The sequence below is a fragment of the Streptomyces sp. NPDC031274 genome (genome assembly GCF_055570235.1).
On record NZ_JBVIHP010000003.1, the window covers coordinates 122,056 to 141,466 of the forward strand.

20 protein-coding genes and 1 pseudogene are annotated in these 19,411 nt (G+C 67.5%); 14 read left to right on the forward strand and 7 right to left on the reverse strand.

All coding sequences use genetic code 11. The features are described 5' to 3' along the window. The first annotated feature begins 226 nt into the window (after positions 1–226). From ACZ5CR_RS06120 to ACZ5CR_RS06140, 5 genes are all read left to right on the forward strand, one after another. A complete protein-coding gene (locus ACZ5CR_RS06120; RefSeq protein ID WP_468854067.1) occupies positions 227–1,873 on the forward strand; it encodes a dynamin family protein in 1,647 nt (548 codons plus the stop codon). After that, the gene (locus ACZ5CR_RS06125) at positions 1,870–3,882 is read left to right on the forward strand and encodes a YfjP family GTPase (RefSeq protein WP_468854068.1); all 2,013 of its coding nucleotides are present in this window, start codon (positions 1,870–1,872) and stop codon (positions 3,880–3,882) included. The genes ACZ5CR_RS06120 and ACZ5CR_RS06125 overlap by 4 nt, the downstream gene beginning before the upstream one ends. A 299-nt stretch (positions 3,883–4,181) precedes the next feature. After that, the gene (locus tag ACZ5CR_RS06130) at positions 4,182–4,637 is read left to right on the forward strand and encodes a single-stranded DNA-binding protein (RefSeq protein ID WP_468854070.1); all 456 of its coding nucleotides are present in this window, start codon (positions 4,182–4,184) and stop codon (positions 4,635–4,637) included. A 310-nt stretch (positions 4,638–4,947) separates the two neighbouring features. Further along, a complete protein-coding gene (locus ACZ5CR_RS06135; protein ID WP_468854072.1) occupies positions 4,948–6,405 on the forward strand; it encodes a Cys-Gln thioester bond-forming surface protein in 1,458 nt (485 codons plus the stop codon). Positions 6,406–6,556: 151 nt separating this feature from the next. Then, positions 6,557–6,871 carry a hypothetical protein gene (locus tag ACZ5CR_RS06140; protein WP_468854074.1) on the forward strand — a complete coding sequence of 105 codons (315 nt, stop codon included), beginning with the start codon at positions 6,557–6,559 and terminating at the stop codon, positions 6,869–6,871. A 468-nt stretch (positions 6,872–7,339) separates the two neighbouring features. On the opposite strand, the gene ACZ5CR_RS06145 is transcribed toward ACZ5CR_RS06140, so the two are convergent. From ACZ5CR_RS06145 to ACZ5CR_RS06160, 4 genes are all read right to left on the reverse strand, one after another. Next, on the reverse strand, positions 7,340–7,468 hold the full coding sequence (locus tag ACZ5CR_RS06145) for a hypothetical protein (RefSeq protein ID WP_468854075.1): 129 nt from the start codon (positions 7,466–7,468) through the stop codon (positions 7,340–7,342). A 20-nt stretch (positions 7,469–7,488) separates the two neighbouring features. Beyond that, positions 7,489–7,632, reverse strand: coding sequence for a hypothetical protein (locus tag ACZ5CR_RS06150; protein ID WP_468854077.1), 144 nt, complete (start codon positions 7,630–7,632; stop codon positions 7,489–7,491). Between the two features lie 1,009 nt (positions 7,633–8,641). After that, positions 8,642–9,040 carry a hypothetical protein gene (locus ACZ5CR_RS06155; protein WP_468854078.1) on the reverse strand — a complete coding sequence of 133 codons (399 nt, stop codon included), beginning with the start codon at positions 9,038–9,040 and terminating at the stop codon, positions 8,642–8,644. Between the two features lie 6 nt (positions 9,041–9,046). Next, positions 9,047–9,841, reverse strand: a complete 795-nt coding sequence (locus tag ACZ5CR_RS06160; RefSeq protein ID WP_468854079.1) for an FHA domain-containing protein — start codon at positions 9,839–9,841, stop codon at positions 9,047–9,049. A 382-nt stretch (positions 9,842–10,223) separates the two neighbouring features. Between ACZ5CR_RS06160 and ACZ5CR_RS06165 the strand changes: the two genes are divergently transcribed. From ACZ5CR_RS06165 to ACZ5CR_RS06195, 7 genes and pseudogenes are all read left to right on the forward strand, one after another. Continuing rightward, positions 10,224–10,490: a hypothetical protein gene (locus ACZ5CR_RS06165; protein WP_468854082.1), complete on the forward strand. Its 267-nt coding sequence runs from the start codon at positions 10,224–10,226 to the stop codon at positions 10,488–10,490. A gap of 273 nt (positions 10,491–10,763) precedes the next feature. Next, positions 10,764–11,222 carry a hypothetical protein gene (locus ACZ5CR_RS06170; protein WP_468854084.1) on the forward strand — a complete coding sequence of 153 codons (459 nt, stop codon included), beginning with the start codon at positions 10,764–10,766 and terminating at the stop codon, positions 11,220–11,222. Between the two features lie 51 nt (positions 11,223–11,273). Continuing rightward, positions 11,274–11,831: pseudogene (locus ACZ5CR_RS06175) on the forward strand (UTRA domain-containing protein); the annotation flags it as partial. 77 nt (positions 11,832–11,908) lie between these two features. Further along, positions 11,909–12,370 (forward strand): SCO4402 family protein, encoded by a 462-nt coding sequence (locus tag ACZ5CR_RS06180; protein ID WP_468854086.1) that lies wholly within the window; start codon positions 11,909–11,911, stop codon positions 12,368–12,370. Between the two features lie 197 nt (positions 12,371–12,567). Next, positions 12,568–14,232, forward strand: coding sequence for an energy-dependent translational throttle protein EttA (ettA, locus tag ACZ5CR_RS06185; RefSeq protein ID WP_468854088.1), 1,665 nt, complete (start codon positions 12,568–12,570; stop codon positions 14,230–14,232). A gap of 13 nt (positions 14,233–14,245) precedes the next feature. Next, positions 14,246–14,692, forward strand: coding sequence for an acyl-CoA thioesterase (locus ACZ5CR_RS06190; protein WP_468854090.1), 447 nt, complete (start codon positions 14,246–14,248; stop codon positions 14,690–14,692). Continuing rightward, complete coding sequence (locus ACZ5CR_RS06195) at positions 14,689–15,393, forward strand: DUF8185 domain-containing protein (RefSeq protein WP_468854091.1); 705 nt, start codon at positions 14,689–14,691, stop codon at positions 15,391–15,393. The genes ACZ5CR_RS06190 and ACZ5CR_RS06195 overlap by 4 nt, the downstream gene beginning before the upstream one ends. A gap of 20 nt (positions 15,394–15,413) precedes the next feature. On the opposite strand, the gene ACZ5CR_RS06200 is transcribed toward ACZ5CR_RS06195, so the two are convergent. Both ACZ5CR_RS06200 and ACZ5CR_RS06205 read right to left on the reverse strand, forming a co-directional pair. After that, positions 15,414–16,358 carry a PDR/VanB family oxidoreductase gene (locus tag ACZ5CR_RS06200; protein ID WP_468854092.1) on the reverse strand — a complete coding sequence of 315 codons (945 nt, stop codon included), beginning with the start codon at positions 16,356–16,358 and terminating at the stop codon, positions 15,414–15,416. A gap of 72 nt (positions 16,359–16,430) precedes the next feature. Then, entirely contained in the window at positions 16,431–17,096 is a 666-nt protein-coding gene (locus ACZ5CR_RS06205) for an MSMEG_1061 family FMN-dependent PPOX-type flavoprotein (RefSeq protein WP_468854094.1), read from the reverse strand. A 100-nt stretch (positions 17,097–17,196) separates the two neighbouring features. On the opposite strand from ACZ5CR_RS06205, the gene ACZ5CR_RS06210 reads away from it, so the two are divergent. Then, positions 17,197–17,889: a TetR/AcrR family transcriptional regulator gene (locus ACZ5CR_RS06210; protein ID WP_468854096.1), complete on the forward strand. Its 693-nt coding sequence runs from the start codon at positions 17,197–17,199 to the stop codon at positions 17,887–17,889. Between the two features lie 23 nt (positions 17,890–17,912). Here ACZ5CR_RS06210 and ACZ5CR_RS06215 read toward each other — a convergent pair whose 3' ends face one another. Next, positions 17,913–18,326, reverse strand: a complete 414-nt coding sequence (locus tag ACZ5CR_RS06215; protein ID WP_468854098.1) for a globin — start codon at positions 18,324–18,326, stop codon at positions 17,913–17,915. 105 nt (positions 18,327–18,431) lie between these two features. On the opposite strand from ACZ5CR_RS06215, the gene ACZ5CR_RS06220 reads away from it, so the two are divergent. Next, the gene (locus ACZ5CR_RS06220) at positions 18,432–19,406 is read left to right on the forward strand and encodes a methyltransferase domain-containing protein (protein WP_468854101.1); all 975 of its coding nucleotides are present in this window, start codon (positions 18,432–18,434) and stop codon (positions 19,404–19,406) included. Positions 19,407–19,411 lie beyond the last annotated feature (5 nt).

Consider the following 19,411-nt stretch of genomic DNA (forward strand, 5'->3'; position numbering starts at 1 on the left):
GTCCCTGGTGCTTCGCCTCCGAGGCGCTATGTGGAGGTTCAGTGAAGCGGTCCTGATAATCGCAGGCAGGTGCGAATCTCGCATCGCTTTTGGCGTCTCACGCCCCGGGTGTTGTGCACTCGTTATGCCTGCGCCCCAGTCGCCCCTTCCGTCCCATGTGTCCGATCGGCGCGCAGGTAGTGCCCATATGCTTCATAATGCCGCCAAAATTGGGCATTCTTCGCATGTGGTGACCTTGGACGTACGGCCTAAACTGCTCGACGCACTCTCCGCCCTGCGCGAGCGTGTCGCCGCCGCACGCTTTCCGCTCCCCTTGGTGGGGGCGCCACGCGCGCGTGCCAACCGCGACGAGCTCCTTGCCCAGCTCGACGACTATTTGGTGCCCCGCCTGCGGGCCCCCGAAGCACCGCTGCTCGCCGTGATCGGGGGATCCACCGGGGCGGGCAAGTCGACCCTGGTGAACTCCCTGGTCGGGCGGCAGGTCAGTGAGGCGGGGGTGCTGCGCCCGACGACTCGGACGCCCGTCCTTGTGTGCCATCCGGAGGATCATCACTGGTTCGCCGACATGCGCGTACTGCCCGACCTCACACGCGTATGGGTGCCGCGTCCTGACCCCTCGCATGCCGATGACGACGGGGACGACGGGAGCGAGGACCTGCTGCCGATCGGGCCCGACGGCGAGCGCGCGCTGCGCATCGAGACCGCGGAGACCCTGCCGCGCGGGCTCGCGCTCCTGGACGCCCCCGACGTCGACTCGCTCCTCTCCGACAACCGGATCCTCGCCGCCGAGCTGATCTCCGCGGCCGACGTCTGGGTCATGGTGACCACCGCGTCCCGGTACGCGGATGCCGTGCCCTGGCATCTGCTGCGTACCGCCAAGGAGCACGACGCCACCCTCGTCACCGTTCTCGACCGGGTGCCGCACCAGTTGGTGGCCGAGGTGTCCCGGCAGTACGGAGCGCTGCTCGACAAGGCGGGCCTCGGCGATGTGCCGCGCTTCACCGTGCCCGAGCTGCCCGAGTCCGCGGGCGGCGGCGGGCTGCTTCCGTCCACCGCCGTCGCGCCGCTGCGGGCCTGGCTCACCCACCGGTCCCAGGAGCCCACGGCCCGTGCACAGGCCATCGCGCGGACGGCGTACGGCGTCATCCAGTCCCTGAACGTGCGGGTCCCGGAGCTCGCGGGCGCCGTCGCCATGCAGTACGCGGCCGCGTTGCGGCTCACCTCCACCGTCGATGAGGCGTACGGACACGAGCACGCGCGCGTGCGGGAGCGTCTGCAGACGGGGGCCGTCCTCGCGGGCGACGCGCTCAAGCGCTGGCGCAGCTACCCCCTGGACTGCGGCGCCGGCGAGCTCCTGGAAGCCGTCGCCGAGAGCCTGGAGGCGCTGCTGCTGTGCGCGGTGACCGCCGCCGACGAGCGGATCGACGAGGCGTGGCGGCGTGAACCGGCCGCCGACGCCCCCGGGCTCGGCGACCGCGACCGGGAGGCGGAGAGCGCCGAGCACCGTATCGGGATGGCGGTTCGACGCTGGCGGCGCGTCCTGGAGGAGTACGCCGAGGAAGAGATCCGCGGACTCGACAGGATCGAGAAGAACTTCCTCCCCGACCCCGAGATGGTGGCCGCCCTGCTCGCCACGGCCCTCCTCGGCGGGGATCGCGGGCGCTCGGCGGGCGAGACGCTCGCCGAGCGGATCGGCGCCCAGGGAGCGCTCCGGCTGCGGGACCGGGGCGGATGCCTGCTCACCACCTACCTGGACAACGTCCTGGACGCGGAGCGAGAGCGACGCCTCGCCCCTCTCGACGCCCTCGACGTGAACCCCGAACCCCAGGCGGACCTGATCGCCGCGCTGTCCGTACTGCAGAAGGAGAGGTGACCGCGGTGACTGCCATCACTGATCACACCGAACACGAACGTGAGCGCGAGGGCGGGTGCGAGAAGTGCGAGAACGGGCGCCGGCACGATGAGCGTTCCGGTGGTTCCGGTGAGCGTTCCGAGGAGCCGAGAGGTCCTGAAGGGGCTGCCGGAGACGCCCGTGACGCCCATGACACCCGTGACACCCGTGACGCCCGTGACGGCTCCGAAGGCGTCTGGGACGACGGGCTGATCGCGAGGCGCGGCGGTGGCGGTGGCGGCGTGCGCGGTGGTGGCGTGCGCGGTGGTGAAGTGCACGGGATGGGAGGCGGCGCCGACGCGTACGCTCCGGCGGAGACCCCTTCCGGGGCGCCCTCCAGTACGCCGTCCGGTGCGCCCTCCAGCACCCCGCCCGGCATTTCGACCGCCTACGAAGGGCCCCTGCGCGCCCGGCTCGACGCCCTGCGCGAACTCGTCGGGCTCTCCCGAACCCGCCTCGACAGCGCCACGCTCGCCGAGGCGGGCCGGGTCCTCGACGAGGCCGCGGCCCGGCGCAGGCTCTCCGGACGGCACACCGTCGTCGCCATCGCGGGAGCCACGGGGAGCGGCAAGTCGACGCTGTTCAACGCCCTGGCCGGGGTGACGATCTCGGAGACCGGCGTCCGCCGGCCGACCACGGCGGCCCCCATCGGCTGCAGCTGGACCGACGGCGCCGCGGGGCTTCTGGACCGGCTCGGCATCCCGGGGCGGCTGCGCAGACGCCCGCTCCAGGGCCCGGACACGAGCGCGCTGGAGGGGCTCGTCCTGATCGACCTGCCCGACCACGATTCGGCGGTCGGCGAGCACCGCGCGCACGTGGACCGGATCCTCACGCTCGTCGACGCGGTCATCTGGGTCGTCGACCCCGAGAAGTACGCCGACGCGATGCTGCACGAGCGCTATCTGCGGCCCATGGCGGGGCACGCCGAGGTCACGTTCGTCGTGCTCAACCAGGTGGACCGGCTCCCGGGCGACGCCGCCGACCAGGTGCTCGACGACCTGCGGCGGCTGCTCGACGAGGACGGTATCGCCCTCGGCGAGCACGGCGAACCCGGTGCCACCGTGCTCGCCCTCTCGGCGCTGACCGGCGACGGAGTCGGTGAACTTCGGGAGTCACTCGGTCAATTCACCAAGGAGCGGGGCGCTGCCGCCCGACGGGTCTCGGCCGACCTCGACGCCGCCGCCGACAGGCTGTGGCCCGTGTACGCGGCCGGGGCGGGCGGAGGCCGGGGCGGGGCGCGGATCGGGCTCAGCGAAGAGGCGCGCGAGGAGTTCGCCGACCGGCTCGCGGACGCGGTGGGCGCGGCGGCGGCAGGGCAGGCCGCCGAGCGCGCCTGGCGCCGCCACGCGGGCAAGGCGTGCGGGACGCCCTGGCTACGGCTGTGGCGTTGGTACGAGGCCCAGCGCTCGCCGCAGAGTCTCGGCTGGCCCGTGTCGCAGGTACCGGCCGACGAGGAGGCCACGGCTCGGCAGCGCGTGGAGCACGCGGTGCGCACGGTGGCCGACGAGGCTGCTTCCGGGCTGCCCCAGCCCTGGGGGCAGGCCGTGCGGGAGGCGGCGGTGCGCGGTGCGGAAGGTCTGCCGGAGGCGCTCGACCAGCTGACGGTGACGGCCGGGGTGCCGGAGGGGAAGCCGCCGCGGCCCGGGTGGTGGCCGGTCGCGGTGCTCGCCCAGGCAGCGATGACGCTGCTCCAAGTCGTGGGCGGGCTGTGGTTGGCGGCACAGATCATCGGGGTCGCCGTACCGAACCTGGGCGTGCCGGTACTGCTGATGCTGGCCGGCATCGTGGGCGGCCCCTGCGTGGAGTGGGGGAGCCGGATGGCGGCACGGGGGCCGGCGAGACGCTACGGCCTGGACGCGGAACGACGGCTGCGGGAGGCGGCTGCCGGGTGCGGGCGGGCGAGGGTCCTGGATCCGGTGGCGGCGGAGCTGCTGCGTTACCGGGAGGTTCGGGAGCAGTACGTGCGTGTGACGGGGGCGTCGGTGGGCTGAAACGGGGGCCCGATCCTGTCCTCGGCCCTGCCCCCGATCCTGTTCTCGACCCTGCCCCCGGTCGGGTCCCGACCCTGCCCCCGGTCGGGTCCCGACCCTGCCCCCGGTCGGGTCCCGGTCGGCCCCTGTTCGGGTGAGGGAGTTTTCCACAACCGCCCGGTAGACCACAGGGCTCAGCGGCATCTCGCCGACCGGTCCACTCTGAGATCGAAGCCGCGGAACTGAAGCCGCGGGACCGACCGCCGTGGGACCGACCGCCGCGGGCGGCGGAGGCGGAGTGGATGAGGGAGGGGTTCGGCATGAACGAGACCTTGGTGACGGTGGTGGGGAACGTCGCGACGACGCCGGTGTTCCGGGAGCTGGCATCCGGGCCGGTGGCGCGGTTCCGGCTCGCGGTGACCGCGCGGTACTACGACGCCGTGCGGAACGTTTGGACGGACGGGCACACCAACTTCTTCACGGTGTGGGCGAAGCGATCGCTCGGATCGAATGTGCAGGGCTCTTTGACGATCGGTGAACCGGTGATCGTGCAGGGGAGGTTGAAGGTGCGCGACGAGGAACGGAGCGGCCAGCACTGGACCTCGGCGGACATCGACGCGATCACCGTGGGCCACGATCTCTCGCGCGGTACGGCGGCGTTCCGGCGCGTGTTCAAGGCGAACGGGTCACTGACGGAACCGGCGACGGCGCGCGAGCAGCAGCCCGATTCGATGCCCGAGCCGATGCCCGATCCGGTGCCCGAGCCAGTGGGGTGATGGGCCGACAGGGGGTGGCGACCGATGTGCGGCTTATCGGCGAATGGGTGCCGTTGATTTGTCGATAAGCCCAGTTCGGAAAGGGTGTTGGCGATAACGATTCCGAGTCGGATCAGTTATCGAACGGCAGTACTGGGGACCGTGGTCAGCCGCTTCCCTAGGATGCCGAACGTAGCTAACGGGGCAGTTGGTAGTGGATGCCACGCAGGTGGCAGGTGATTCTGCCCCTTTTCGATCTGCTGGCGGGATCACCCCCCTCGAAGTGAACGGGTCCCGTCCGGAGGGGAATTCTGTGTCTTTTGCGCGTTCTGTGTTCTCTGCGTTCTCTGCTCTCTCCGGGGGGCGTGCGTGCTCTGCGCCGTCCCGGCGGAGACGGGGCGCCGCGCGCCTCGCCGCGGTGACGCTGGCAACCGGAGCCGTCGCTGCGGGCGCGATAGCCACCGCGGTTCCCGCCGCGGCGGAAGAGGTTCCTCAGCACCGGGGCGGAGCCGTCGCGACGCTGGGCGGGCTTCAGACGTATGACCAGGCGGTCATCCGCGACAACGGGTCGAGCCAGCAGGTGCCCGCCGGACTCTTCGAGATGTCCGTGGACGGCGGCGGCACCCTGCAGACGTACTGCATCGACATCCTCAACCCCACGCAGAAGGACGCGAAGTACCAGGAGACCCCCTGGAGCGGCACTTCGCTGAACGGCAACAAGAACGCGGGCAGGATCGGCTGGATCCTGCAGAACTCCTACCCCCAGGTGAACGACCTCGCCGCGCTGGCCCACAAGGCGGGCGCGCGAGCGCTCACCGAGCAGACGGCGGCGGCCGGCACGCAGGTGGCGATCTGGCGGTACTCGGACGGCGCCGACGTGGAGGCGGCCGACCCGCAGGCCGAGAAGCTCGCGGACTACCTCTACAAGAGCGCCCGCGGTGCGGCGGAGCCCAAGGCCTCGCTGACGCTCGACCCGCCCGCGGTATCCGGGCGCGCGGGGGAGCGGCTCGGTCCGGTCACCGTGCGGACGGACGCGGGCACCGTGTCCGTGACCCCGCCCGCGGACTCGGCGGCGAGCGGAGTGAAGGTCGTCGGCAAGGACGGCAAGCCCGTCACCACCGCGGCCAACGGCAGCCAGCTGTTCTTCGACATCCCCAAGGACGCCTCGGACGGCTCGGCGACACTCGCCGTACAGGCGTCGACCACGGTGCCGGTCGGCCGGGCCTTCGCCTCAGAGACCCGGAGCCAGACGCAGATCCTCGCGGGCTCCAGCGAGTCCACGGTCTCCGCGACGGCGAGCGCCACGTGGGCCAAGGACGGTGCGATACCGGCGCTCTCCGCTGAGAAGAACTGCGCCAAGAGCGGCGTGGACATCACGGCGAGCAACAAGGGCGACGAGCCGTTCACCTTCCGCCTCATGGGCCTCAAGCACACGATCGAGGCCGACGAGTCGCGAACGGTGACGATCCCGCTGCAGGAGGACCAGCCCTACGACTTCACGATCAACGGGCCGAACGGCTTCGAGAAGCGGTTCACGGGCGTGCTCGACTGCAAGACCGAGGGCAGCACGATCGGCAACAAGACGGAGCCTGTCGCCGCCCCCAGCCCCGCATCAGCGGGCGGCACCGGCACCAGTGGCGGCGACCTCGCGGAAACGGGCGGCTCCAGCGCGACGCCGATGATCGCCGGAATAGCGGTCGCCATGGTCGTGCTCGGCGCGGCGGCGATGTTCTTCCTCCGCAAGAAGAAGGACCCGACGACCACGGCGGAGACGCCGACCGAGGACTGAGAAGCGAACCTGCCCGCGCCCGCACGGTAGTTGTGCCCCTACCGTGCGGGGCCCGGCGGTTCCCGCCGCATCAGGGGCGCCAAGGAGCACCGGCCTGCGCTGTGCCGTCTCCGTTTCCGTCTCCGCAGTTGATCACGGGGGAGGGACAGCGATGTTCAGACGATGGCCGATGGCCGTGGGCGTGAATCTGCTGCTTGGAATCCCCGGGGTGGTGCCTATCTGGCTGCTCTGGTTCCTCGCGTCGAACTGGGTGACGGGCCCCGAGCCGGAAGAGAACGACGGCATGGCGCTTTGGCTGGTGATCATCGCGCCCATCGTCGGCCTCTACACGCTGGTGTGGTGCGTCACCAACCGCGCGCTCGCTCGCCGGACCGCACTCACCGCTCGGAACTATTGGCTGCTCAGCGCAGCAGGCACGTCCTTGCCCACCGTCACGCTCATCCTGATGAGCCTGTGGCTGCACTGACTGCTTGAGCGGATGGACGTTCATCGCACCGGAGCGGCCGACGTCGACAGGTAGTGACAGGCTGGTTACCGGGGGTGCTTTTGTCGAGCCTGATCATGTAAGTAGCCCCTGACCAGCGGAGGAACCGCTAACCAGTGGCCGGAGCCGGGCCGCGTGCCGTCTGTGGGCCGTCAGGTCGCTGAGGCGACGACCGGGGCGGACTTTCGCAGGAAGACGGCGGATACGGCGGTCCGCGTCCGGGCCTCGCTGCTCGGCATCAGGTGCGTGTAGATCCGCAGAGTGAAGCCTGGGGTCCGAGTGCCCCAGGTAGACGCTCAACGCCTTGATGCTCTCACCGGCGTCCAGGAGTACCAAGGCGCAGAAGTGCCGCAGGGTGTGCATGCCGTCGTCCGGTGCGGCTGCGAAGCGCTTCTCGCCGCGCGCCTTGGGCGGAATCACGCCAGCGACGGCCAAGGCGGGCTTCCAGACCTAATCGTCGAAATAGCTGCTCCAGATGGCTTTGCCCACCGTGCTGGTGAAGATGAGTTTCCGGGTCACGAGCGGCCCGTCCGGCGTCTCCCACGGCAAGGTGACCTCGACCGGAGGGAATTGGTCCATGTGCTCACGGAAGCCTGTCGCTACGACCGGACTGAGTGGCGTTTCCCGGAGCTGCCCCGCTTGGGCGGAGCGAAGACCAGCGTGCCGTGTACGCGCTTGATCTGCTGACGGACGTGCTCCCAGCCCGTGTCGAGATCGATGTTCTCCTCAGCGAGGCCGAACACCTCTCCCTGACGGAGCCCGCAACCACCGCCCGCGTCCACGGTGGCGGCATACCGGTGGGAGTCCTGCGCGAACAGCGAACACGCGCTCCTCGGGGCAGGGATGGATCAGCCGGGGTTCGGGCTCCGGAGCCTTGACCGACTGGGCGCGGCAGGGATTCGCCCTGATCACTCCGTCATCAACAGCGGCGTTGCACAGTGACGACACCGAGTCATCGATGGCTCGACGGTACGTCGCATTCGGCACAGTTGTGCGACGCGGCGCGGCGGACGCGCTGCCCATCGAGCAGTACGCAACAGCTGTGAAGGCTCGAGGGCGGGAGGCCCAGTACGCGTTTGCGACTTCGAACTACACAGACTTCTCAGCTCCCAAAGGCGATCGTCGGCAGCCACATTCAGACCTAGCAGATATCTTCGAAGGCGAGCATTCTAGCTGTGTTTACGCTGTCGATGGTCTAACTGAAATCCTGGCGATCGACTGGGGAGTGATTACTTCGACTAGGCTGAGGAAGTCAATTTAATTCAAAGCGCATCGGAAACTCAATCCTTGTCCGACTTCGTTGCCGAGCAAGAACGCTTCGACAAGATCGGGTACGGCGAAGCCTGACGAGGGATACCGAGGGCGGGTAAATAGATCCGGACTTCTTGGAAGAGCTAAAGCAGACCTTCACTTCTGCTCGAAACCGCATCGAGGAAAATTATGGGCTGGATGGCCTTCCCCTGGTGAATTACCGGGAGTGGGGTGCTATGCATAGAAATTTCTTAGCCTTGCGCTGGGTTCTGGGCGAGGAATGGGATTCCTTGACACGTGATCGAGGCCGTTGTCGGTAGCAGTTCCAGCAGGCGACCAACGACTGCGAGGTGTCACAGGTGTGCCACAACAACGCGGTAAACCACGAACAGCGGAAGTTCTTAGCGGCTGAGAGTGCCACAGTAGGCGGGTGCCGGGCTGCAGCCGACAGCGTCATCGCCGCGGCGGCCCCGCATCTCGTCCTAAACTGCCGCGCAATTGTCAGGCGCCCAGCAGCGTGAGCACGCCACGGCCCATGGGGCCGAGCCAGCGTGCGAGCTTGCTCAAGGTTTCAATGAGGGACGATCCCGCGGACGCGAGAGCGCCTGCATCTTGGAGTCCCGCAGTAAGAGCTTCCAGGCCGCGTCCCGCCTGCTCACTGTCCGGGGTCTCACTGCGCAACGCATCTTCCACTGTCATCAACGCATGCTCAGCACTACTACGTTCGCCGGAGGTCAGCTGGAGCTGCGCGACGGAGTCTCGCAACCGGCCCACTTCGTTGATTACCGCTCCGCTCTGCTCCCCGTGGATCACTTGATCACGTCCTACAACGTTCTGGAATCCAGATCCGGTTTGGATGGGACCCTGAACGTTGCCAAAGCTGTAGCGCGCGTCCCCCATAGCAGCTCACTCTCTCCAGTAGTTGTTTCGAATAGATCGAATTTCGCGATCTTGTGCCTTTATGCGAGATGCCTTTGACGTGGCGCTTCCCATGGCCGCAAGGATTGCACCACCACCGAAAAGAGCGAACCCCGCGACTGCTACTGATACCCCTGGGATCAACTCTCGCTTAAATGGGTCCTCGAACTCTCCATCCGGACCATGGCCCGTGGCGCTGAATATGAAATACATCCAGATTCCGAAACCTATCAGCGCAATGCAAGTGCCAAATATCATCATTGCGCGTCCAAAACCTCGCCCCCGGAACAGTTCATCTATGGGATCGCCATTAGCGTCCACGCTGACCCTGTTGTCGTTTGCGTGAATCTGACTTCCATGAAATATGTGCTGATCCCGCCCCGCCAAATTCTGTCTACCGTTGCCTAGTTGGACTGGTCCGTGAACATTTCCGAATCCGTATCTCCTGCTGTCACGCACCCCGGGAGGCGGCATTGTTGTAGTGGAATCCACCGGCTTGATCGAGTAAAGCAGCACAGTTTTACCCACCCGTATACGGTCGCGGTCCGCCAGACATGCGCTGCCGAAGATCCGCTGTCCATTGACGAAAGTCCCGTTACTCGAGCCAGTGTCGGTCAGAACCACCTGATCCCCGTTGCGCCATAATTCGGCGTGGCGGCGGCTCACGCCATCGTCGTCGATTCGCACTGTGGTATTGGGAAGGCGTCCTATCTCGGTGCGTCCCTGTGGGATATAGAAGATGTGACCCGAAACCTGGCCATTCAACATCTTCAGTTGCGGCATAGACATGGAATGTGTGGACATTGATACCACCGTTCGGGTGCTGCATTGCAGCGCCCCGGGAAGGTCGTCACCCGTATCAAGCAGCCGCTCATCAGAGCATCCTCCTGAGATCCCCATTTAGCAAGAGATTGGGCATGAATCAATCTTTGATTGCGTGTCCGTGTCAGATAATCAACCAGAGTTTAGAGTGTGAACCATGTTGGCCAAGCGCCGATTGAGGCAATTGAATGGAATCATGACGGCGAAATTTTAGGATCGTTACCTGAAAACGGAACCGTCCCTGAAGAGGTGTATGTCTCTTACTCCGACGACTGGTTGCTCGGCTCCTGCACATGGATTCCGATCGCCGGTACTTCGATCACGGAGTGCGAGAGGAACACCTGTGAATCAAAATTCTGCCCACGAGCAAGCACGCAAGCAGTTCCACAAGCACCACATGCAGCAGATCGATCAACAGTGGCGTGCCCAAAATGACATGTGGCGCGTGCGTCGAAGCACGCACCATGCTGGCAGTACCAGCGGCGGAAAGAAGACCTTGGGGATTCTCCTGCTACTCCTACTGGTGGGCGGAGCCCTCTACCTGTACGCAAACCCAGAGATTCGGGCCATCGCCTGGGACAACGTTGAGAGCCTGATGCAGAATCGGTAGGGTCCGCTTTCAGCACAGTAACCCCAGCACCGCCTTCGACCAGCAACGTCCCCCGGAGACACCGGAGCGACGGCATGACCGCCCTGCCTATCCGCAGAGAGCTACGGATCAGAAGCTCGCCGACATCCACGGCTGACATCAACGACTCCGGACGGAGATGTACGTCAGCTTCCTTGTCCGGCCGTCGTGTCAGTGAGCAGTGGCAGCCGGAGCAGGCCCCGATCGAACTCCTAAATCGGGTTCAAGGTGGGATCACGGCCGAGGAGGCGGACGATGGAGTGGGTCACACTTCTAGCCACAAGTTTGGGTGCGGTGATTGGAGTCGGCTCCACTCTTCTAACAGAGCGGATTCGTGCTGCCAGATTGAGGGCAGATCGCCGTGGGACGATGCGCCACCAACTCTACGCCGACCACCTGACGGCCCTCGCACGGATAGCCGATGACATTTGGGCCTTGGGGCACAACGCTGACCGCGCCGACCTACGAGCTAAGGCGCACGGATTGTGGCGCGGTGGCGATGCCTACCCTCTTCGATACCACCTGATGATTTCAGCCCCGGCCCCCATCGTCGCGGCTTCTGCCGCCTGCTTCCGTGGCCTCCGTGACTTCAGGGACGTGGCAGATGCCGACGTAGAAGGCGGATCTGCAGAATTTGCCGAGACACAGGAGCGGTACGGGGAGGCGCTCTTCACGCTGCACAACGCGATGAGGGCCGATCTCAAGGTGGAGTGACTGCCGATCAGGATGAGTCGGGGCACGCGAAGCCGAGAATCTGCCACATGCAGCTATGTCGCCGAGTCCTGGCAGCGTGTGCGGGTTGTGCGGTCAGCGGCGCGTGAGCAGCCTCAGAGCTCCCCGTTCCGTGCGGACATGAAGGCCGTGGGTAGGCAAGGGGACTGGGAAAGTCGGACCGATGCCAAAGTCCCGGCGCCGGCCGAGGTCGCCTCGCGCCTTGGGATTGGCGAGGGTGGGCTGTGCGTCCGTACTGCGTACGAGTTCCTCGCCGACGGCAAGCCGGTTCAGCTGTCGATGAGTTGGGAGCCGTACGAGATCACCGGCGGCACTCTCGTCGTCCTTCCCGAGGGAGGCCCGCACGCCGGGGCGGGCGTCGTGAACCGCATGGCCGAGATCGGCATCACCGTCAGCCACGCCGTGGAGCAGCCGGAGCCGCGGCAGGTGACCGCCGAGGAAGCGTCACTTCTGGGTATTCAGAAGGCAGCCCTGGTTACTCACATCCGTCGGACCTACTACAGCGACGAAGGCCAGCCCGTGGAGACGGCGGACATTGTGGTGCCCGCGGCTCTCTGCGAGATCGTCTACGAGGTTCCGATCAGTCGATAGAGGGAGCCACTCGTCGCGCCCTGGCGGTGCGCCGTAATCCCCGCGACTCATCGAACCCCCGTCGCTAGGCTCCGTCCGTGAGCGAGAACGCCCTGTGCATAGCGAACTTCCGCGTCCATGTCGTGCCTGTGGTTCTGGCTCTGGCCAATCCGCCCTGGCAGCGAGACGTGTGGCTCGACCCGTCGATGTTCGAGAATCTTGATCACGTCTTTCACACGCTCTTCGATGACTTCTGCGATGCCGACGAACCCGAGCGGTACCTCGGTACCAGCCTCAGGACAGAGGAAGAGGTCGTTCTGATGGGAGAGCTCGGTGCTGCGCTGAACGCCGCCACAGCCGAGGCGCCGAACGACACCGACGCGGAGTACCTCCGGGCGACCGTCTGGCCGGACGTTGTGGCGGTGGCCGGGCGCTTGGCTCAGGTCATGGTCTCGAACGACCTGAGGGAGCTCGTTGCGTTGCAGGAAGCCGCGGGGCGAGAGCGCGGCAGCGCCGCTGATTCGGGCGCGGAGCCGGGTGCGGCGGGCGGCCATCAATGATCGTTCCTGGGTCGTCTGTGGGCCGTCCGACGTCGCTCGGCACCGACCTATAGCGACAGGCAGTGACAGATCAACTACCCAAGCAGTCGGAGAACGTCCAGCTCATGGCCCCCCGGCCATACTGGTTTCCCCCGGTAGGTGGCCGTCAGGCAAGATGGGGTGTATCTGCCCACTCACTGATTGCCGGACGGTTTCTCTTGGCTGAGTACATCTACACCATGCGCAAGACGCGCAAGGCGCACGGCGACAAGGTGATTCTTGATGACGTCACCCTGAGCTTCCTGCCTGGCGCCAAGATCGGTGTCGTGGGCCCCAACGGCGCCGGTAAGTCCACGGTGCTGAAGATCATGGCCGGGCTTGAGCAGCCGTCCAACGGTGACGCGTTCCTCGCGCCCGGGTACAGCGTCGGCATCCTCATGCAGGAGCCGCAGCTCGACGAGACGAAGACCGTCCTTGAGAACGTCCAGGACGGCGCCGCCGAGGTCATGGGAAAGCTCAAGCGCTTCAACGAGGTCGCCGAGCTCATGGCGACCGACTACTCCGACGCGCTCATGGACGAGATGGGCAAGCTCCAGGAGGACCTGGACCACGCCAACGCGTGGGACCTCGACGCCCAGCTCGAGCAGGCCATGGACGCGCTCGGCTGCCCGCCCGGCGACTGGCCCGTCACCACCCTCTCCGGTGGTGAGAAGCGCCGCGTCGCGCTCTGCAAGCTCCTCATCGAGGCGCCCGACCTGCTGCTCCTCGACGAGCCCACCAACCACCTCGACGCCGAGTCGGTGAACTGGCTGGAGCAGCACCTCTCCCAGTACGCCGGCGCCGTCGTAGCGGTCACTCACGACCGGTACTTCCTGGACAACGTCGCTCAGTGGATCCTCGAGCTCGACCGCGGTCGCGCCCACCCCTACGAGGGCAACTACTCCACGTACCTGGAGAAGAAGGCCACCCGCCTCAAGGTCGAGGGCCGCAAGGACGAGAAGCGCGCCAAGCGGCTCAAGGAAGAGCTCGAGTGGGTGCGGTCCAACGCCAAGGGGCGTCAGGCCAAGTCCAAGGCTCGCCTTGCCCGTTACGAGGAAATGGCCGCCGAGGCCGACAAGATGCGGAAGCTGGACTTCGAGGAGATCCAGATTCCGCCGGGCCCGCGGCTCGGTTCGATCGTCGTCGAGGTCGAGAACCTCTCCAAGGCCTTCGGCGACAAGGTGCTTGTCGATGACCTGAGCTTCTCGCTGCCGCGCAACGGCATCGTCGGCATCATCGGTCCGAACGGCGCGGGCAAGACCACGCTGTTCAAGATGATCCAGGGCCTGGAGCAGCCGGACTCCGGCAGCATCAAGGTCGGCGACACGGTCAAGGTCAGTTACGTCGACCAGGGCCGTGCCAACATCGATCCCAAGAAGACCCTTTGGGCCGTCGTGAGCGACGAGCTCGACTACATCAACGTCGGTCAGGTCGAGATGCCCTCGCGGGCGTATGTCTCCGCCTTCGGGTTCAAGGGCCCGGACCAGCAGAAGCCTGCCGGGGTGCTCTCCGGTGGTGAGCGCAACCGCCTCAACCTGGCGCTGACCCTCAAGGAGGGCGGCAACCTGCTCCTCCTCGACGAACCGACGAACGACCTCGACGTCGAGACCCTGTCGTCGCTCGAGAACGCCCTCCTGGAGTTCCCCGGTGCGGCCGTGGTCATCTCCCACGACCGGTGGTTCCTCGACAGGGTCGCCACGCACATCCTTGCCTACGAGGGTGACTCCAGCTGGTACTGGTTCGAGGGCAACTTCGAGTCGTACGAGAAGAACAAGATCGAGCGCCTCGGTGCCGACGCGGCCCGTCCGCACCGCGCCACCTACAAGAAGCTCACCCGAGGCTGAGGCTGAGACTGACATGAGTCGGCATATCTACAGTTGCCCCCTCCGGTGGTCGGACATGGATGCCTTCGGGCACGTCAACAACGTCGTCTTCTTGCGGTACTTGGAAGAGGCGCGGATCGACTTCATGTTCCGCCTCGCGCCGGGGGACGGCAGCCCGTCGTTCTCGGGCGGGTCCGTCGTGGCCCGCCATGAGATCGACTACGTACGGCCGTTGGTCCATCGGCACTCGCCGGTGACCATCGAGTCGTGGGTGACGAAGATAAGCGCTGCCTCGCTCACCATCTCGTACGAGGTCAAGGACCCCGAGCAGGTGTATGTGCGGGCCACGACGGTGGTCGTCCCGTTCAACCTGGAGGCGCAGCGCCCTCGGCGGATCACCGCCGAGGAGAAGGCCATGCTCCTGACGTACATGGACGACGACGGCGATGTCGCCGGAAGCCCGGAGGCGCTCGTCGCATGACGGCGCAGCTGCACTTCGCCGACGCCGGGGAGGCGGGGGATCTCGCCGCCTTCCTGGCCCGGCTCATCCACTACGACAAGGCGGCCGCGGTCCGGTTGCAGGCGGCGGGCGACACGCTCGCCGTGTTCGGCCGGCCGCCGTCGTTCGAAGTGCTCGCCATCCGTACGGCCCGGCTCGCGAAGCCGTACGAGGACGGGCTCGACTCCTCGCTCGACGTCACCGTCTCCGCCGGTGAACTCCTCGAATCCGTGGGGGAGTCCGCCGAATCCGCCGAATCCGGCGAATCCGCCCGATCGGCGGGCGCGGCCGTTGTACCGGGGGCCGTCACCGGGCCGCCCTGGGCCGGGATTCTGCCGCCACGCGGCGGCTGGCAGTCGGAGCAGGGACTTCCGCCGGTGGACGCGGTGCGCGGACTCGTGGCGGCGGCCGTCGCCGAATTCAAGTCCCGCGTCGAAGAGTTGCCGCACGAGCGGCGGGTCCGGGCCGAGCTCGACCAAGTGGGGCGGGAGATCTGGTCCCGGACCATCGGGGACACGGGCCTGCCCGTACGGGCCGCGCATGCCGCGCAGGCCCTGGGGTTCTTGCGAGGGGATTCGTTCGACCTGCTGTCTTCCGGGGCGTGGCTGCGGCTGCGTACGGACTACGGGTCCATCGCCGTACGCCGGGCCGGAGTCGGCGGGCTTTCCGTGACACCGGCCTAGCCGGTGCCGTGACGGGCCTCTCAGAGGTCGAGGGTCAGCCGGGGAGACCGGGCCCGGGACACGCACGCGTACATCCTGCCCTCGGGGGCGCCGATGTCGTCCCGGTGCTCCGGTGCGCCGTCCAGGACGGTGACTTCGCAGCTGCCGCACACGCCTTCGCGGCAGCCTGACGGGAGTTGGAGTCCGGCGTGGGCGAGGGCGTCCAGGAGTGACTCGTCGGGCGGTACGGCGACGGTCTTCCCCGATCGGGTGCAGACCGCCTCGAAGGCGGTGTCCGGGCCGAACGTTCGGGCCACCGGCTGGAACCGTTCCGCGTGCAGCCGCTCGGCGGGGAACGCCGCCTCGGCCGCCGCCAGCATGGCCGCTGGGCCGCAGCAGTAGACGAGGGTGTCTGTCTCCAGCGTGGCCGCGAGGGCGTCGAAGTCCGGTCTGCCTTGACCTTTGGTCTCGGTCTCGGTCTTGGGCTTGGGTTTGGGCTTGGTCTCCATGATTTGTACCCGGTCACCGTACGAGCTGCGCAGTTCGTCGGCGAAAGGCATGCTGTCCGCCGACTGCCCCACGTACAGCAGGGTCGCCGGAAGTCCCGCGGACGCCACCGCGCGCAGCATCGGCAGCAAGGGCGTGATCCCGATCCCGCCCGCGAGGAACAGGTAGCTCGGTGCGGGGACGAGCGGGAAGTGGTTGCGGGGCAGGGAGACGTCGAGGGCGCGGCCCGGGCGCAGGAAACGGTGGACGTACTCCGAGCCGCCCCGGCTGAGCGGGTCGTAGCGAACGGCGACGCGGTAGGCATCGCGGTCGGCGGGGTTCCCGCACAACGAGTACTGCCGCGTCAGCCAGTTGGGCAGGGACAGGTCGATGTGGGCGCCGGGGTCCCAGGGCGCGAGATCTCCGGTGGCGGTGCGCAGGGTGAGGGCTACGACGTCCTCGGCGACCCGGTCGATGTGGTCGACGACAGTCTGTTGCATCGGTGATTCCCTTGTCGGACTGCGAGGCTGCGAGGCTGCGAGGCTGCGAGGCTGCGAAGCTGTGAGGTCTGGTCAGTAGAGCTTTCGGTAGCCGTCCTCCAGGGACTGTTCGAGCAGCCTCGGGTCCACGTCGACGCCGAACTGCGCCGCCGCGATCTCACCGAACGACGGCATCTCCTCCGCGAGCGCCTGGCTTGCCGGGTCCCACAGCCGGGAGCGGATCAGGGCGCGCCCGCAGTGGAAGTACGCCTCGGCCACCTCGACGACGATCGCCAGCTCCGGCTGCTTGGCCTCGGTACGCATCCGGACCAGCACATCGGGTTCGTCGGTGACGTAGCCGCTGCCGTTGACGCGCAGGACCTCCCGCATGCCGGGGACGAAGAAGCACAGGCCGACGCCGTCGTTCTCGGCGAGGTTGCGGAAGGAGTCGGCGATCTTGTTGCCGGGGCGGTCGGGGAGGGCGATGGTCTGCTCGTCGAGGACCTTCACGAAGCCGGGGTAGTCGCCGCGGGGCGAGCAGTCGGCGCGTCCGGCCGCGTCCGCCGTGGCCATCGTCAGGAACGGCGAGTGGGCGATGAAGTAGCGGAAGTAGTCGTCGATGCGGTCCTTCAGCTTCGCTTTGACCATCGCGTCCGGCTGTCCGAGCCGTGCAAGCACCTCCTGCGGGGAGACCCTGCGAGGGCGCGTGGGGGCGGTGGGGTCGATAGGGGAAGTGGGGGCAGTGGGGGCATGCGTCATGGTGCCTTCCTTCGGCTCATCGCCGCAGTTCATGGCACTATTGTGAGCAATTACTCAGGTCGTGCGCTACTCGCTTTCACGGCCCCTCGCAGGAGGTGTCATGACGGCCGACCGCCGTGGACTTCAGCCACGTAAACAGCCCCGCCAGGTCCGGGCCGAGCTGACCCGGCAGCGCATCCTCGACGCCGCTGCTCGCGTTTTCGCCGAGTACGGGTATGCGGCGGGGACCACCAATCGGATCGCGGAGCGGGCCCGGGTCTCGATCGGTTCGCTGTATCAGTACTACCCGAACAAGGATGCGATCCTGGTCGAGTTGCTGACCCGGCATCTCGACGCCGGGATGGCCGCGGCCCCGCTGGACCAGGACGACCTGCTGCCGGAGTCCATCGAGGGCATCATGCGCTTCTACGTGCGCAGCGCGATCGAGAACCACCGCGAGGACCCGCAGTTGCTCCGCGTGATGATGGAACAGGGGCCCCGCGCGCCGGAGTTGCTGGAGCGGGTCGCGGACAGCGAGCGGAGACGGATCGCCTACGCCCGCAGGCTGCTCCGGAACCATCCGGAGGTGCGGGTCGCGGACGTCGACATCGCCGCCCGGCTCGTCGTCTCCACGGTGGAGATGGTGGTGCACCGGGTGATGGCCGGGTCCGGGTCCGGGTCCGGGGCGGGGGCTGATTCCGGATCTGATTCTGGGGCCGGGGCCGAGTCCGGGTCCGGCCAGGTCGACATCGTGCGGTTCGAGGACGAACTCGTCACCATGCTCACCCGCTACCTGAGCGCACCCGCCGTCTGACGGGTGACCCAGCCCCGCATGCGTCAGCCCTCGGTGTTGACCATGGACGCCGCCGCGTACGTCATGTAGTTCCACAGGGTCCGCTCATGTTCCTCGGAGAGCTTCAGCTCCTCGACGGCGGCCCGCATGTGCTTCAGCCAGGCGTCGTGTGCGGCCCTGTCGACGGTGAACGGGGCGTGCCGCATGCGCAGCCGGGGGTGGCCGCGGTTGTCGCTGTACGTGCGGGGGCCGCCCCAGTACTGCATGAGGAACAGCGCGAGGCGCTCCTCGGCGGGGCCCAGATCCTCCTCCGGGTACATCGGTCGCAGCAGCGGATCCTCCGCGACCCCTTGGTAGAAGTGGTGCACCAGGCGCCTGAAGGTCTCCTCGCCGCCGACCTGTTCGTAGAAGGTCTGCTCCTGAAGCGTGCCGCGCGGGATCTCTATCACACGGTCCATGGTCTCAGACGGGGCGGCCGAGGACGGAAGACTTAGGACCGATCTCCTGCGGATCGGTACGTCCTGCCGCTCGCGTCGCAGGCCGTGCCGCAGCACAGTGGCTCTATGGGACCCACAGTCGACCCCCTTCTCGCCGCGGAGGCCGCAACCGCTCTGGTCCGTGAGGTCGAGGCCAGCGGTGCCTGGACGCGGGACCCGGAGCTGCGTACGGCGTTCGAACAGGTTCCGCGGCACCTGTTCGTGCCGTACTACTACGTCACCTCGCCGGGCGGCGGCTATGAACGCCTGTGGGGCGAGGACCCCGATCCCGTACGCCGGGCGCGCTGGCTGCGAGGGGCCTACGCGGACGCCCCGCTCGCCACCCGCGTACGCGACGGAGAGCTGCTCTCGTCCAGCAGCCAGCCCTCCCTGATGGCGAAGATGCTGGACGAGCTGGATCTGCGCGACGGGGACTGCGACGTCCTGGAGATCGGCGCGGGCACCGGCTACAACGCCGCCCTGCTCGCCCACCGGCTCGGCGACGAGCACGTCACCACCGTCGACCTGGACCCGGAGATCACCGAGTCCGCGCGGCGGCATCTCACGGCCGCCGGATACCACCCGGCCGTCGTCACCGGCGACGGCACCGCGGGGTGCCCCCGGCGCGCTCCGTACGACCGGATCATCGCGACCTGCACCCTGAACTCCGTACCGCGCCCCTGGCTGGCCCAGAGCCGCCCCGGCGCCCGCATCCTGGCCCCGCTGGCCACCGGCCTGATCGCGCTGACGGTGCGGGACGCCGAGCACGCCGAGGGCCGCTTCCTGCACACCCCCGCGTACTTCGTGCCGCTGCGGGGCGGCAGCGGAAGAGCCCCGCACGAGCAGCACCTCGGGGGGCTGCCGCGCGGGGCTCTACAGAACCAGCTCTTCCGCTTCTTGCTCGAACTGACCGAAGGCAGTCTCGACCCCTACGAAGCACTCGCCCTGTGGGAGCGCGAGGGGCGGCCGGTGCGCGAGCGCTTCGGGGTAACCGTCAGCGGACCGCACGAGTGGGCCTGGCTCGACGACCCCGAAGGGCCGTACGCCTGGCCACTCGCCTGAACCCG